Origin of the sequence: Streptomyces phaeofaciens (genome assembly GCF_014648915.1) — a bacterium.
Lineage (GTDB): Bacteria > Actinomycetota > Actinomycetes > Streptomycetales > Streptomycetaceae > Streptomyces > Streptomyces phaeofaciens.
Genome location: NZ_BMSA01000001.1, coordinates 624,308 through 638,691 on the forward strand (window position 1 = coordinate 624,308; position 14,384 = coordinate 638,691).

Annotated in this window: 11 protein-coding genes; 6 read left to right on the forward strand and 5 right to left on the reverse strand. The window is 75.2% G+C overall.

Annotated features, from left to right (window positions below; all coding sequences use genetic code 11):
- The first annotated feature begins 32 nt into the window (after window positions 1-32).
- Window positions 33-890 (forward strand): DMT family transporter, encoded by an 858-nt coding sequence (locus tag IE275_RS02560; protein ID WP_189706963.1) that lies wholly within the window; start codon window positions 33-35, stop codon window positions 888-890.
- A 131-nt stretch (window positions 891-1,021) separates the two neighbouring features.
- Here IE275_RS02560 and IE275_RS02565 read toward each other — a convergent pair whose 3' ends face one another.
- On the reverse strand, window positions 1,022-1,570 hold the full coding sequence (locus IE275_RS02565; RefSeq protein WP_189706965.1) for a GlcG/HbpS family heme-binding protein: 549 nt from the start codon (window positions 1,568-1,570) through the stop codon (window positions 1,022-1,024).
- 289 nt (window positions 1,571-1,859) lie between these two features.
- On the opposite strand from IE275_RS02565, the gene IE275_RS02570 reads away from it, so the two are divergent.
- Window positions 1,860-3,059: a sensor histidine kinase gene (locus tag IE275_RS02570; RefSeq protein ID WP_229870076.1), complete on the forward strand. Its 1,200-nt coding sequence runs from the start codon at window positions 1,860-1,862 to the stop codon at window positions 3,057-3,059.
- On the forward strand, window positions 3,056-3,703 hold the full coding sequence (locus IE275_RS02575; RefSeq protein ID WP_189706968.1) for a response regulator: 648 nt from the start codon (window positions 3,056-3,058) through the stop codon (window positions 3,701-3,703). The genes IE275_RS02570 and IE275_RS02575 overlap by 4 nt, the downstream gene beginning before the upstream one ends.
- 14 nt (window positions 3,704-3,717) lie before the next feature.
- Here IE275_RS02575 and IE275_RS02580 read toward each other — a convergent pair whose 3' ends face one another.
- Window positions 3,718-8,904, reverse strand: a complete 5,187-nt coding sequence (locus tag IE275_RS02580) for a hypothetical protein (protein ID WP_189706971.1) — start codon at window positions 8,902-8,904, stop codon at window positions 3,718-3,720.
- Window positions 8,905-9,227: 323 nt separating this feature from the next.
- On the opposite strand from IE275_RS02580, the gene IE275_RS02585 reads away from it, so the two are divergent.
- Window positions 9,228-9,659: a universal stress protein gene (locus tag IE275_RS02585; protein WP_189706973.1), complete on the forward strand. Its 432-nt coding sequence runs from the start codon at window positions 9,228-9,230 to the stop codon at window positions 9,657-9,659.
- A 155-nt stretch (window positions 9,660-9,814) separates the two neighbouring features.
- Here the strand turns inward: IE275_RS02585 and IE275_RS02590 are convergent, their stop codons facing one another.
- Both IE275_RS02590 and IE275_RS02595 read right to left on the reverse strand, forming a co-directional pair.
- The gene (locus IE275_RS02590) at window positions 9,815-10,684 is read right to left on the reverse strand and encodes an alpha/beta hydrolase (protein WP_189706975.1); all 870 of its coding nucleotides are present in this window, start codon (window positions 10,682-10,684) and stop codon (window positions 9,815-9,817) included.
- A complete protein-coding gene (locus tag IE275_RS02595) occupies window positions 10,681-11,238 on the reverse strand; it encodes a quercetin 2,3-dioxygenase (protein ID WP_189706977.1) in 558 nt (185 codons plus the stop codon). The genes IE275_RS02590 and IE275_RS02595 overlap by 4 nt, the downstream gene beginning before the upstream one ends.
- A gap of 164 nt (window positions 11,239-11,402) precedes the next feature.
- On the opposite strand from IE275_RS02595, the gene IE275_RS02600 reads away from it, so the two are divergent.
- Window positions 11,403-11,864 (forward strand): MarR family winged helix-turn-helix transcriptional regulator, encoded by a 462-nt coding sequence (locus IE275_RS02600; protein ID WP_189706979.1) that lies wholly within the window; start codon window positions 11,403-11,405, stop codon window positions 11,862-11,864.
- An 86-nt stretch (window positions 11,865-11,950) separates the two neighbouring features.
- On the opposite strand, the gene IE275_RS02605 is transcribed toward IE275_RS02600, so the two are convergent.
- Window positions 11,951-12,583, reverse strand: coding sequence for a TetR/AcrR family transcriptional regulator (locus tag IE275_RS02605; RefSeq protein WP_189706981.1), 633 nt, complete (start codon window positions 12,581-12,583; stop codon window positions 11,951-11,953).
- Between the two features lie 167 nt (window positions 12,584-12,750).
- Between IE275_RS02605 and IE275_RS02610 the strand changes: the two genes are divergently transcribed.
- Complete coding sequence (locus IE275_RS02610; RefSeq protein WP_189706983.1) at window positions 12,751-14,379, forward strand: MFS transporter; 1,629 nt, start codon at window positions 12,751-12,753, stop codon at window positions 14,377-14,379.
- Window positions 14,380-14,384: the final 5 nt, after the last annotated feature.

Consider the following 14,384-nt stretch of genomic DNA (forward strand, 5'->3'; position numbering starts at 1 on the left):
CGTCCCCGACCCCACCCGGGCATGGTGGATCCATGATCGTCCTCGCCCTGCTCTTCGCCGTCCTGGGAGCCTTCAGCAACGCGCTGGGCACGGCCTTCCAGCGCAAGGCCGCTTCCACCGTGGCCCGGGGCGGCGGGGCGGGACTGCTGCTCGCCCTCGCGCGGCGGCCCGCCTGGGCCATCGGGATCGCCGGCGTGACGGGCGCCGCGGTGTTCCAGGCGCTGGCCCTGGTCAACGGGCCCATGGCGTTCGTCCAGCCCGTCTTCATCCTCGAACTTCCGTTCGCGCTGCTGATCGCCGTGCCCCTGCTACGGCGACGGCTGCCGGCCGCCGGCTGGTGGGCGATCGGGGTAGTGGTGGCCGGCCTCGCCGTGCTGCTCGCCGCGGCGGCCCCCGTCGGGACCCGGGACCAGGCCGCGATGGACCGGTGGATCCCGGTGCTGGCGCTCGCCCTGGGGGCGATGGGCGCGGCGGTCGTCCTCACGCGTTCCACGTCCTCGCCGCTGTTCCGCGCCGCCGTCCTGGCGACCGGCGCCGCGGTCGGCAACGCGCTCACCGCCGCCCTCATGAAGTCCGCCACCGGACGTCTCGCCGACGCGGGACTGCCCGCCTTCCTCACCGCCTGGCAGACCTACGGCTTCGCGCTCACCGGCATCGCCGCCCTGCTCCTGCTGGAGAGCGCGCTCCAGGCCGGCCCGCTCGTCGCGTCCCAGCCCGCGCTGACCATCGGCGACGCGGCGGTGAGCCTCCTGCTGGGCGTCGTGCTGTTCGAGGAGCGGGTCCGCACGGGCTGGTGGCTGCTGCCCGAGGCGGCCGGAGCCCTGCTGATCCTGTGGGGCGTGCTGCGGCTGACCCGGGTGGTGCCCCGGCTCGCCGATGTCGTGGGCTGACCCGCGTGCGCCCCGGCTCGCCGACCTCGTGGGCCGACCCGCCGTGGTGAGAAGGCCGGCCGTGGTGAGAGGGCCGGCCGTGGTGAGAGGGCCGGCCGGGAGCCGGTGAGTGCTCCCGGCCGGACAGGCACTCAGCGGGCCAGCGCCGCCGCGCCCGCCTGGGCGTACTTCTCGTCCAGGGTGCCGGACGGGGCACCGGCGACGCCGATGCCGGCGATCGGCGCGTTGCGGGCCGTCACGGGGACACCGCCGCCCAGGAAGAGCGTGCCGGGGATGTCCTTCAGGTTCGGCGTCTGCTCCAGGCGCCCGGCCAGTTCGGAGGTGGGGGCGTTCCAGGACACCGCGGTGAACGCCTTGCGCTCGGCGGACTCGTACGACTGCGGGCCCGCGCCGTCGCCGCGCAGGGTGACGACGGTGTTGCCGTTGCGGTCGACGACGGCGACCGTGACCCGCTGGTTCTCCCGCTCGGCGGCGTCGAGCGCGGCCTGCGCGGCCCGGGTGGCGGCGTCGATCGTCAGATGCGTGGAGGTCGTGGTGGTCCCGGACGCGGCGGCGGTGGTGGCGGGGACGACGGCCGGCGCGGAGGCGTTCGCGGACACCGTGCCGAAGGTCGCGGCGCCGACGGCGGCGAGGGCGGCGGCGCCGATGGTGACACGGCCACGCCTGGAGAGGGACTTCATGCTGGTGTGCTCCTCGGGATCGGGGGCCGCCGCGGTGGTCCGGGCTGCCCGTCTGCTCTCCACCCTCGCCCCGGAACCCGGGCCGCGAGGTCGGCGTTCCGGCCCCTCCCGGCCCGCGCGACGGACGATGCGGGGGTCATCCGATCGGTTGACCCCACGGCGATGGCGACCCGTCACAATGGGAGTGTTTGCGCAGTTCAGCGCGGACGGTCGGGACGAAACGGACGGAGCGAGGACGGTGCGCGTGGCGAAGCCGGACGACCCGGACGGCCGGTGGCTGGCGGTCGTGATGCACACCGCGTTCTTCCTGCTGCTCGGCGGCGCCCTGGCCCGCTTCCTGCTGCGCCACCCCGGCGAGTCCCGCACCCCGTGGATCATCGCCCTGTCCGTCACCCTGGCGATCCTGCACCTGGGCGGCGCCGCCGCCGTGTTCCAGGACCCGCGGCGGACGGACCGGCCCGCGCGGCGCCTGCGCCGATCCGTACGGCGGCCCGGCCCGCCGTTCGTCGCGCCCGTCCGGCTGGGACTGGTCGTGGCCGTCTGGGCGGTGCTCGTGCTGCTCGCCCCGAGCTTCTCCTGGTGCGCGGTGCCGCTCCTCTACACCGGCCTGCGCACCCTGCCGACGCGCGCGGCGCTCGCCCTGGTCGGCGTCCTGACCGCCTTCGTCGTCGCCGCGCAGCTCCGTCTCGCCGGCGGCTTCGACCCCAATTTGCTGCTCGCGCCCCCGGCCGTCGCCGCGCTCGCCACGGCCGTCTTCCTGCGGACCGAGCGGCAGGCGGCGCGCCAGCGCGCCCTCATCGACGACCTGATCCGTACCCGGCGCGAGCTGGCCGCGTCCGAACGCCGTGCGGGCATCCTCGCCGAACGCCAGCGGCTGTCGATGGAGATCCACGACACCCTCGCGCAGGGCCTGTCCAGCCAGCGCATGCTGCTCCAGGCGGCGGAACGGGTGTGGGAGTCCGAGCCCGGCAAGGCCCGCGGCCACGTCCGGTCGGCCGCGTCCGTCGCCGAGCACAACCTCGCCGAGGCCCGGCGCTTCGTGCACGACCTGGCCCCCGCGGACCTCGCCCGTGGCGGCGGCCTCGATGCCGCGCTGCGCGCCCTGGCCGCACGGGAGTCCGGCGACCGTCTCGCTGTACGCGTGCACATCGATGACGGCGGCCGGGCCGCGCTGCTGCCCGAGCGCGTCCAGTCCGCCCTGCTGCACATCGCCCAGGGCGCCCTGGCCAATGTCCGCGAACACGCGGACGCGACCACCGCCGCGCTCACCCTCACCCTGCTCGACGACCAGGTCGTCCTGGACGTCACCGACGACGGCCGCGGCTTCGACCCCGCGCCCTCCGCCACGCCCCCGGCCGCGGGGCGCGGGCACGGTCTGCCCGCCATGCGCGCCCGGCTGGGCCAGCTCGGCGGCACCCTGACCGTCGAGTCGGCGCGGGGCGAGGGCACGGTCCTGTCCGCCGCCGTCCCCCTGGAGGCAACCCGATGACCGACCCGGCCGCCCCGGCTCCCGTCCGCATCCTCGTCTGCGACGACCACGTGGTCGTCCGGGCCGGACTGCTCGCCCTCCTCGACAGCGCCCCCGGCATCGAGGTGGCCGGCGAGGCGGGAACCGGTGAGGAGGCGCTCGCCCTGGCCGCCCGGCTGGCCCCGGACGTGGTGCTGATGGACCTTCAGCTGGGCGAGGGCATCGACGGCGTCGAGACCACCCGCCGCCTCACGACCGGCGCCGGCCCCCGCCCGCACGTCCTGGTGCTCACCACCTACGACACCGACGCCGACATCACCCGCGCCATCGAGGCGGGCGCGACCGGCTACCTCCTCAAGGCCGAACGTCCCGAGGAACTGTTCGCCGCGATCCACGCCGCCGCCCAGGGCCGTACGGCCCTCTCCCCGCCGGTCGCCACCCGCGTCATGGCCCGGATGCGAGCGCCCCGGTCCTCGCTCACCGACCGCGAGCGCGACATCCTCGCCCAGCTCGCCCGCGGCCTCGGCAACCGGGAGATCGCCCGCGCCCTGTTCATCAGCGAGGCCACGGTGAAGACCCATCTGCGCCGGATCTACGACAAGCTCGGCGTCGACACCCGCGCGGGCGCCGTGGCGGTGGCGAAGGAGCAGCGGCTGCTGCCCTGAGCGGGCCCGGACCGTCAGACCCCCCGGCCCTCCGGATCCCGCAGCCGCCCGGCGTTCGCCGGGTCGGCCAGCATGCGGCGCACCGCGGGCGCGGGCAGCCGGATCACCACCGGAGCCGGCAGCGTCACCTCGCGCACGGCCGTCGTGGCGCGGCCGCCGCGGACCCGGTCGCTCACCCGCGCCACGACGCGCACGTCCAGCGTGAACTGCACCAGAACCGATTCGGCCTTCGGCTTGTGCAGCGGCATCGAACCGCCGGAGCCGGCGGCCGTGGCGGTGCCGCTCCCGGAGCCGTCCGCGGTGCCGAGGAGCTGGTTCATCCGGAACTCGTCCGCGTTCAGCACTCCCGCGCCGAACAGGCCGCGCGCCTGCTTGCCGTGCTCGTTCGCCTGCTGTCCGTCCGTGCCCGTCGGACGAGGCGCGTCGAGCGTGCTCTGCGCGACGGTCTCGAAGGTCATCTTGTCGCCCACGCCGAGCACCCGGCCGTCGCGCAGCCGGGCGTGCAGCGAGGTGCGCAGATCCTGGCCGGACGCGCCCGTGGCGTGCACCGGCGGCAGATCGACGCCCGCGGCGGTCAGCAGCGGCAGCGCCGCGGTCAGCCACTCGGTGGAGACGGCCTCCCGCAGCAGGTGGAAGGCGGCCTCGCCGCCGGTACGGAACCGTGCGCCGCCGCCCGCCCGGCGTACGGCGTCGTCGACCGCCTGCCGTACCCGGGGTGCGCCCTGGAAGCCGTTCACCTGGGCCTCCATGGGCAGCCTGACCCCCGAGGCCCGCCACGGGCCGAGCCGGTCGGCACCGGCGTCCCCGGCGTCCACGGCGTGCACGCCGACCCGCTGGGGCGGCACCGGGGCCAGCCGCGACAGCGCCCGCAGATCCGCCTCCAGGACCCGGTGGGTCAGGCTCAGCCCCGTCAGCGGAGCGAGCGCCACCCGGCGGTCGCCGTCGAAGACCTCCAGGGTCGCCTCGATCGGTACGTGCATCCGGGCCGACGGGGCGGAGGACGCCTCGGCGACGGTCTTCACGCCCAGCTGGGCGCGGCCGACGGCCGCGGAGCGGCGCGCGTCGACGGACCCCAGGCCGAGGCCGCCGGCCGCGCCGACGCTCTTCAGCTGCCCGGCGCCTTCGTCGGGCTTGCCGGCGCCGGCGAGGACCGCCTCGACACCCCGGGAGTCGCTCTCGTCGTGCGCGGAGGCCCGCTGGGCCGCGGCCGAGGTGATGTACTCCATGTCCCGCTGGTCGGAGGCCGTCTCCAGGTAGGTGCCCCGCCCGGTCCTGCGGACGCGGAACACCGCCCGGTAGGGCCGTCTGCGCCCGTCGAACAGCTCGACGCCCACCCCGCCGTCCATCGCGCTCGCCAGCAGGCCGGCCGAGCCGTCCCGGTCGAGCACCCGCAGCAGCCGCTGCACATTGTCGTTGCGGTCCGTCAGCCGGGTGCGGGGGAGCAGCTCGTCGGCGAGCGGGCGGCCGAGGCGCTCGCGCACCGCCGCCAGCAGCGGCACGAAGTCGGGCAGATCCTCGATCATGCCGAAGCCGAGCGGAAGGTGCTGCGCCAGGGCCGGGACGGGCGCCGGGGGGATCAGGGGCGCGTTGCGCGGGGCGCCGACCGCCGACTCCGTGTCCTCGGTGGCCCGCGACGTCCCCGCGCCCGTGGACGTGCCGGCCGCGGCGCCGGCCTGCGCCGCGCCCGCGCCCGCGCCCGTGTCCGTGTCCGTGTCGGTGTCCGTGTCCTTGTTCTTGCCCTTGCCCTTGTTCTTGTCGGCAGCCTCGCCCGGTACCTTCAGCCCCGCCGCGCGCAGCTGGCTCTCCGTCAGCCACACGGCGACCGCCCCCGGCACCGTACGGCTGCCGCGGGTGACGTACGGCCCGCCACCCGTCACCGCGACCTCGGCGACCATCCGCACCACCAGGTCGCACCGGACCAGGTGGAGCGGGGTCTTGCGGGAGGTGTGCGCGTTGCGTTCCACCGTGCCGACCAGGGTGGACGCCGTGGTGTCGCCGCTGCCCAGGCTGCGGCCCGCCGAGAGGCCCCCGGCGAGACGCCATTCGGGGCCGTTGCCCGCCCCCATGAGGCCGCCCTGCGCGGACAGGGAGTGCGTGGTCCCTTCCTGCCCGGTGACCTGGTGTCCGCCCATGACGAACGTCTCGGTGCCCGCTCCCGTGGCCTGGTGCACGATCTGTGGCGCGGTCAGCGCGAACCGGGTGCCGACCGCGCCGTTCAGTCCGGCCAGCCGTCGTGCGTGGCGCAGGTTGTTCACCACCCAGCCCGCCGACACGGCCTGCCGCAGCGCCGCGGTCATGGCCTGCGGGCTGAACCGATCCTCGATCGCGAGCCGCGGCGCGAGCCCCTCCGCCTGGAGCGCCCGGTCCTCGCGCGCCTCCCGGTTGCGCGCGGCGGCCTTCGCCAGCAGCTCGAAGGCCAGGTCCCGGACCGGCTGTCCGTCCCCGACGGTCTCCACCAGCGTCCAGTCCCGCACGCCCCGCCGGGCGCCCGTCTGCCGCTGCGTCAGGCCTGCCAGGTCCCCGATGCCCGCCGCCGGGAACTCGGCGGGCACGTCACGGTGGCCCGCGGTGCGTGCGGCGGCCGTCGCGTCCAGCCGCGCCTTGGCGTCGTCGTCCAGGGTGAAGGCGGTGGGGGTGAGCAGCCGGACGTCCTGCGCGTCGAGCGGAAGCGACGCGAGCGAACGGGCCTCCGGCACGTCCCGGCCCGGCGCGCCGGGCGTGAGGGAGCGGGCGGCCTTGCGCTGCCGGGACGTCATCGTGACGTCCACGTTCAGGCTCAGCGCCCCGCCGAACACGCTCGCGTCCTCCGCGCCGTTGGTGAGGACGTCCGTGCGCACGGTGGGCCCGGCCTGGCCGCGCCGGGTCGTCGTACGGCCCTTCTCGGCGCGCGCCGACATCGTCAGGGCGCCGGGGATCAACCGGAACTGGCCCAGTGCCATTCCGCCGACCGAGCGTGAACTGGCGCGCCCGCTCTGGAGGTTGCTCGTCACGCCCGAGTGGCTGCGCACCAGCCAGTCCTGGATGTCGCCCAGATAGCCGGTCTCGCGGAGCGAGCCGGTGACCCTCAGCTGGACGTCGTGCGTGTGGAAGCGGGACTTGCGGCGCAGCCGCACCCGGACCCCGGTCGACAGCAACTGGTCCTTGTTCACCCGCAGGTTGGTCTCCGACAGGACGGTGGCCAGCTCACGGTAGTTGCGCCGCTGGACCTCGGCGTCCTCGGGGTCGAGGTCGCGCGGCTGCCGCTCCTCCCCGAAGGCGGGCAGATAGCCGGCGAGCCGCGCGTCGGTGGCGAACAGCCGCTGCACGGCCCGCATCATCGGCGCGGTGTCCAGCCGGCTGATCGCCACACTGGAGCCCATCGCGCCGAACGGCAGGTGCCGTACGACGTGTTCGGGGGCCTCACCCTCGGCCCGCTCACCGGTCCCGGCCTCGGCCTCGGTCCCGGCCTCGGTCCCGGCCTCCTCGTCGGTCGCCCGGGCCTTTCCCTTGCCCTTGCCCTTTCCTTTGACGTCCGCGACCGGCCGTGCGACGAACGCCCCGGCCGTCACCCCCTCCGGCAGCGGCAGCCCCAGCTCCTGGGCCTCGTCGGCACGCAGGGAGATCCACACCCGCATCGAGTGGTGCGCCGTACGGCCGCCGCCGCGCGCCCTGGTCAGCGGGGACTCGGGGCCGGTGCCCTCGACGGTGAACAGCACGGTCCCGAGGTAGAGCACCTTGTCACCGCGCACCTCGGCACCCTGACGGCTGGAGACGGTCTGCTCGGCCACCGTGAACCGTGCCTTGCGAGCGCCGACGACCGGCATCACGGTGCCACGCACGGCGGCCGCGTTGCCCAGGACACCGAACCCCGCCGCCGGACCGACCCCGAACGCGCCGCCGCGCCCCTTGCCCGCGGTGTCCGTCACCGAATGCTGCGTCTGCTGATGCGTGCGCAGCTGGGTCCTGCCGGTGCTCCAGCCCGGAGCCAGCGCGGTGATCGCGGCACGCATCCGATAGGTGCCGGTGGTGGTGCCGTCGCGGCTGGTCAGATCCTCGCCGACGATCCCGTCCCGCAGCAGCCGGGGCAGGTCCTCCAGCACGGCCGCGGTGGACGTGGCCTCGTACAGACGGGCCCGGCCCGGAGCGCCGGGCCAGGTCAGGGACGGGTGCAGCGCGGAGGCGACCGCGTCGAACAGCCCGCCGCCGCCCTGGTGCGGGGCGGCCGCGTCCGAGACGGCGAGCGGGGCCATGGAGTCGGCCAGCGACACCCGCCGGGCGGTGCCGGGGGCCACCGGGCGCGGGCGGGGTGCGGGCCCGGCGGCGGCCGGCACCAGGTGTTCGGTCGGCACCCGCATGGTGAGGGTGCCGGAGCCGCCGAAACTCTGGGGGGACCGTTCACCGTCCTTGACGATCCGTACGCCGTAGCGCACCCGGCGTGGCACCTCGACGGATCCCTTGTCGCTGCGCAGCACGCGCGGCTCCGCCGTGCTGCGCTGGGTGCGGGAGTCCCGGGACGACTGGAAGGGCTGGGCGTTGACGGTGGCCGCCCCGCCGACCCAGACGCCGGGCGCGACCGGGGCCAGCCCGAACGCGGTGAACGCCGCGCCCTTCGACGCGGACGAACCCGTGCCCTGCGCGACGGCGGAGGCCGTGTTGTGCTGCACGTCCACCTTGGTGGCCGCGCCCTCGCCGTCCAGGGCCGCCGGGGAGAACGTGCCGGGGCGATCGTCGTCGGCGGGGGAGACGGTGACCGTCACGTCGTAGTGGTCGGCGCCCCGGGGCCCGGTGACGGCGAAGGCCCGGCCGCGCCCGTAGAAGGACTCGGGGCGCCCGGCGAGTTCCGCCGCGATCTCGGCGACCGTGCCGTCCCGGCGCCCGACGACGGTGACCAGGGTGGTGGTGACGAACTCCTGGCCGGTCAGCCCGTACGCCGTGGACAGCCCCGCCGCCTCCATGTCCCGGAGATACGGGGGGAGTTCGAGGGCGTCGTCGCCGACCTCGGCGATGGCGGGCGGCACCTGGGCGGGCCGGGCGCGGCGGCCGGACGGGCCGGCGGTGCCCAGCGCGGCGACGGTCGCCGCGTTCCCCGCGGTCTGTTGCAGCCCCAGCAGGGGATGCGCCCCGGCGCCTCGCCCGCCCGTCCGGGCCTGCCGCCCCGGTCGGGGTGCCCGCTCGCGGGGAGTGCCGTGACGGTCGTCGCCCGCCTGTCGATGATCTAGCACGCGCGCCAGCGTAGGGACGATCCGGCGGTCGGTCAGGCGGCGCGTCAAGTGTTCAACTCCCGTACGCCCGCGCGTCGTCGGGACTCTGTGCACGGAGAAGTGACACGGCGTCCGGAGATTCATGGCGTATGCACGTATCGTGGAGTCCGATCGCCGGGAGGCGATCACCGGATGTCATGACCACCGGGGGTCTTCGGCCCTCCGTGGGGCGAAGAATCGGCCCTCCGTGGGGCGAAGAATCGGCCCTCCGTGGGGCGAAGAATCGGCCCTCCGTGGGGCGAAGAATCGGCCCTCCGTGGGGCGAAGAAGGGGAAGAGAAGTCCATGTTCCAGCGCATTCTGGTCGCCGTCGACGCGACTCCCGCCCGCCATGCCGTCGTCCGCCTGGCCGGCGGCCTGGCCTCGCTGACCGGTGCCGAGGTCCGTGTGGTCCACGTCGTCGCGTCGGCCGCCACGCTCGCCGCCGTCGTCCCCCTGGAGGGCGACGACGAGGCCAAGGCCGTCCTCGACGACGCCGTGACGGCCCTGCGGGAGCGGGGTGTCGCGGCCGAGGCCACCCTCGCGACCGGGCTGACCACGCAGATAGCCACCACCATCGCCGAGGCCGCCGACCTCTTCGACGCCGACCTTCTCGTCCTGGGCCCTCACCACCGGAGCCTGGTCGAGACGTTCTTCACTCCGCGGGTCAGCGACACCGTCGCGCACGGCAGCACCCGGGCCGTCCTCCTCGCCCCGGAGAAGCCGGCCGAGGACTGACCACGCCCGGACGGCTCCTGCCCCGCGGGGCGCCCGCACGGCTCCCGCCCTGCGGCGCGCTCGGACTGCTCCCGCCCTGCGGCGCGCTCGGACTGCTCCCGCCACGCGGCGCGTCCGGACGCCTCCCGCCCCGCGCGGGCGACCTGCGCCGCCGCTCACTCCACGCGCCGCAGCGCCCACTCCAGGGAAGCGCTGAAGACGCTCTCCAGTTCGTCGTCCGGCAGGCCGACCCACACATGGTCGGCTCCCGGCACGATCCGCGTCTCCACCGGGACTCCCGCCTCCGTGAGCCGGGCGGCCAGGCGCCGGGTGTGGTCGCAGTCGACCATGGTGTCGTTCGCGCCGTGGGCCAGGAAGAACGGGGGAGCGCCGGGGCGTACGCCGTGGAGCGGGCTGGCCCGGGCGGCGAGTTCGGGGCGCGTGGCGGGCGCGCCGCCGAGCAGCAGGGCCTGAGGGGTGTGCGGGTCGTCGCCGTCCAGGGTGAGGTCGCTGGGCGCGTACCAGACGACGGCTCCGCGCACGCGCGGTGCCTCCTCGGTCTGCGCGAGCAGGGCGGCGAGGTGTCCGCCCGCCGACTCGCCCCACACCACGGTGCGGGTGGTGTCGACGCCCAGTTCGCCGGCGCGCCGTGCGATCCAGGCCAGGGCGGCGCGGAGATCGTCCAGCGGGGCCGGGAACACCGCTTCGCCGCTGAGCCGGTAGTCGGCGGACGCGACGGCGAAGCCGGCGGCCGCGATGCGGGCGAGCGGCCCGGGGTGCCACCCGCGCATGCGGTGACCCATGTCCTCGCGGCGGCCCCGCCGCCAGGCCCCGCCGTGCACGAAGAGCAGGAGGGGCAGGGCATCGGCGTCGGCGTTCTCCGGGAGCCACAGGTCGAGTTCCGGCGGGCGGATCCCCGGCAACTCCGCGTAGGGCACCCCGCGCAGGAGACGTACTCCGCCGCCGGCGGGGGCCGCCGGAGGCAGGGGCGCCACGTCCGGGTGGGGTGCGGCGATGAGCGGGCGCAGGTCGGCCGGGGCGGTCACGAGGTCCGCCACTGGTGGCCGGGAAGGAAGCGCACGTCGTACTGGGTGGGCACGGTGGCGAACTTCTCCCGCTCGGGGACGTAGGGCCGTTCGGGCAGGCCGTACGAGTCGACGGGGGTCCCCAGCTTCTCGAAGAACCGCTCGAAGGTGCCCCCGGGGCCCGCGGCGACGCCGACGATGCGGCTGCCGTGCCGCTCGATGCGGTAGGCGTGCGGACAGTTCTTGGGCACGAAGCCGAAGTCGCCGCTGGTGAGCAGCTTCTCGTACTGCTCCCCCGCGGTGTCCTCCACGAAGAGGCGCACCGCGCCGTCCGTCACGAAGAACACCTCGTAGGTGTCGGCGTGCAGATGGGCCGGGATGGTGTCGCCCTTCGGGCCCTCGCAGGTGAAGAAGTTGAAGGTGTTCTCGGTCTGCTCGCCGCCCGCGTACACCGTGAAGAGGTCGGTGAACAGATGGGCCCGGTCTCCCATGTCCTTCTCGATGAAGTAGGGCGTGCCCGGCACGGGGGGAATCCGGGAGGCGCGGCGGTGGCTGGTGGCGTACTCGAAAGTCACGGGATCTCCATCGATCGGCTCCGAAGAATGTCAGGTAGCCTGACATAGGAGGTCGGGTACCGGCAAGACCTATGCTCGTCCTGCGGTCCGGGACGGCCCGGAAGGAACCGGGAAGACCCGGGAGAGCCCGGGGAACCGGGTGGTTCCGGGAGGTGGGGGAGCGTGTGAACGCTGGACGACGCGATCTGCCGCAGCTGCTGGGGGAAGCCCGCCGGTGGTTCGACGAAGGGCTGCTCGCCGCCCTGGAGCTGCGGCGTGCCGAGCAGGTCTCGACCACGCAGTTGCAGCTCTTCGCGGTGCTCGACGAGGAGGGCACGACCGTCTCGGAGCTGGCCCGGCGCATGGGCGTCACCCGGCAGACGGCCCACCAGACCGCGCACGGACTGATCGCGGCCGGACTGCTCGAACAGGCGCCGCATCCCGAGTCCGCCCGTCAGAAACTCATCCGGCGCACGGCGGCCGGCCGGCGCGCGCACGGCGAGGCGACGGCGATCCTCGACGAGCTGGAGCGCGTCCTCGCCGCGCGCATCGGCCCGGACGGGGTGCGGGCCCTGCGCGAGGCGCTGGAGCGGCCCTGGGGGCTGCCGGTGGTGGGGCGGCCCGAGGACGGGCGGCCAAAGGCCTGAACCCGGCCGGCCCCGGCGGGGCGGGGGAGCGGGCGGACCGCCGGGTCAGGACGTCTTTGCGGGCCCGCGCCCGTGGTGCGGCGGGTTCACAGTCCGCGCCCGTCGGGTGTGACGGTGCGCGCGATGCGGTCGGCGTGCAGGCGTACGGCGCCGGCGAGGTCGAGCGTGCCCCGGGAGATGACCCACTGGAGTTGCAGCCCGTCGCTGACGGCGATGCACTCGCGGGCCACGGCGGTGCAGTCGGTGTCCGCCCGTAGGGTCCCGCCGTCCACGCCCAGCTGGAGGAGGCGGGCGAGTTCGTCCACGGCGCGCCGGTAGCGGTCGGCGAACAGGGTGTGCGCCGCGCTGGTGGGGTCGGCGGCCTCGGCGGACGTGAGCACGAACAGCTCGATGAGGCCGGGCTCGCTGAGGTGCCGTTCCGTGGCCGCCACCATGGCGCGCAGGACGTCCGGGCCGTTCGCGTCCTGCGCCAGGCGTGCCCACCACTGCGCCTCGGTGGTGAAGCGGTGTTCCATCACGGCCAGCAGCAGGTGCTTCTTGCTGCGGAAGTGATGCAGCAGGCCGCCCTCGGTGATGCCCACGTCCTCGGCGATGCGGCTCAGGGCGGTGCGGTGGTAGCCCTCCTGCGCGAAGCGCTCGGCGGCGGCCTCGACGATCTTCCGGCGCCGGGCGATGCCGACCGAGTAGCTGCCGCGCGGGCCTCGGGTGCTGCTGGTCATGGCCTTCACCGTAGTCATGGGCCCTGCTCCGGGGCCCGTGAGGGCGGCCTCCGCAATGGAATGTGGCCTGTGTCACACGCCAAAAACCTAGTGCACTCGGTTTTGGGTCCGCATCATCGTCCGGAAACCTCGGCGTAACGATGCGCCGGCCTTCCCTCGGAGCGACCATGAACCTCTCGCCCGACCCTGCCCCGGCGCCCACCGCGCCCGACCGGGCGGACGGCACCTCCGCCGCCGACGGCCTCCGGCCCGCCCCCGACGCTCCCCGCCGGCGCGCACGCGAGCTGCGGCTCCTGCTCGCCCTGATCTGGCCCGGCCAGCTCCTGGTGGTGGCCGGCATCGTCGCCGCCAACGCCCAGCCCCAGATCGCCCAGCACTTCCACACCACCCAGATCGCCTGGTTCGGCCTGGCGTTCACCCTCGCGACCATCGTGGCCACACCCTTCGCCGTCCGCCTCGGCGAGGTGCACGGCAAGCGGCGCGTCATGCTCGTCCTCGCGGCCGCGGGCCTGGTCGGGGACCTGATCACCGTCCTGGCCCCGAACTATCCGGTGATGGTCCTCGGCCGGGTCGTCGCAGGCCTCTACGGCCCGGTCGCGGTGCTCGTGCTGGCCGCGGTCCGCGACCTCTTCCCGCCGCGCCGGGTGGCCGTCGCCCTCGGGACCGTGGCCGGCTCGGTCGGGGTCCTGGCCCTGGTCACCCCGCTGCTGTCCGGATGGCTGCTGGACGCGTTCGGCTGGCGCGGCGCCCTGTGGTTCCTGGTCGGCTCGACCGTGGTGGCCCTGCTGACGCTGCTGTGCGTGCCCGAGACCCCGCGCCGCGCCGCCGCGGGCCGCCTCGACCGGCCCGGAGCCGTCCTGCTCGGCGGAGGCCTGGCCCTCGTGGTCTTCGCCGTCGGCCGGGGCCGGGACCTCGGCTGGACCTCCGCGGGCGTCACCGTCCCGCTCGCCGCGGGAGCCGCCGTACTCGTCGCCTTCACCGTCCTGGAACTGCGGGTGGCCCACCCGATCCTGGACCTGCGCATGCTCCGGCGCCGTCCGGTGGCCACCGTGCTCGTCGGATCGTCGATCCCCCAGGCCGCCTACTTCGCCTCGCAGTCGATCCTGATCTTCCTCGCGCTGTTCCCCGCGATCCCGCACGTCTCCGACGGACTGGGCTGGTCCACCACGTACGTCGCCGTCCTCGGCATACCCGGCGGGCTGGTCACCTTCGGCGCCGGGATCGGCGTGGGGCACCTGGTCCGCGCGGTCAGCCCGCGCACGGTCTGGTACGCCGGACTCGCCCTGCTCACCGCAGGCCTGGTCCTCGCGGCGTTCCACCACCGTGACGCCTCGCAGATCGTGGGCACCGGCGTACTGACGGGACTGGGCGGCGGCATCCTGATGGCCGGTCAGCAGACCATGATCGTGTCCGTGGTCTCCCCCGAGGAACAGGCCGCCGCGAACGGCATGTCGTCCCTGCTCACCCAGGTCTGCCTCACCCTGACCACCCAGTTCCTCTACACCCTCCTGTCCGGCGGCTCCACCGTGCTGGACGGCACCGCCTTCTACCGGGACGAGGCCTTCACCGACGCCTACCTCGGGATGGCCGCGATCGTCGCGCTCGGGCTGCTGGTCTCCCTCGCCATCCCGAGCCTGCGACGCGCGCAGGGCACGGCGGCGCAGGGCACGGCGGCGCAGGGCACGGCGGCGCAGGGCACGGCGGCGCAGGGTACGGCGGCGCAGGACACGGGCTCCGGCCCGTCCGGCGAGCCGGGCCGGCCCCTGAAGGACACCCGGACCACCACCGACGCCTGAGCGTC

Excerpts from the sequence above, each read along its gene's own strand:
- IE275_RS02610 (WP_189706983.1), top strand. The coding sequence starts at position 12,751 with ATGAACCTCTCGCCCGACCCTGCCCCGGCGCCCACCGCGCCCGACCGG.
- IE275_RS02570 (WP_229870076.1), top strand. The coding sequence starts at position 1,860 with ATGCACACCGCGTTCTTCCTGCTGCTCGGCGGCGCCCTGGCCCGCTTC.
- IE275_RS02605 (WP_189706981.1), bottom strand. The coding sequence starts at position 12,583 with ATGACCAGCAGCACCCGAGGCCCGCGCGGCAGCTACTCGGTCGGCATC.
- IE275_RS02585 (WP_189706973.1), top strand. The coding sequence starts at position 9,228 with ATGTTCCAGCGCATTCTGGTCGCCGTCGACGCGACTCCCGCCCGCCAT.
- IE275_RS02575 (WP_189706968.1), top strand. The coding sequence starts at position 3,056 with ATGACCGACCCGGCCGCCCCGGCTCCCGTCCGCATCCTCGTCTGCGAC.
- IE275_RS02560 (WP_189706963.1), top strand. The coding sequence starts at position 33 with ATGATCGTCCTCGCCCTGCTCTTCGCCGTCCTGGGAGCCTTCAGCAAC.
- IE275_RS02565 (WP_189706965.1), bottom strand. The coding sequence starts at position 1,570 with ATGAAGTCCCTCTCCAGGCGTGGCCGTGTCACCATCGGCGCCGCCGCC.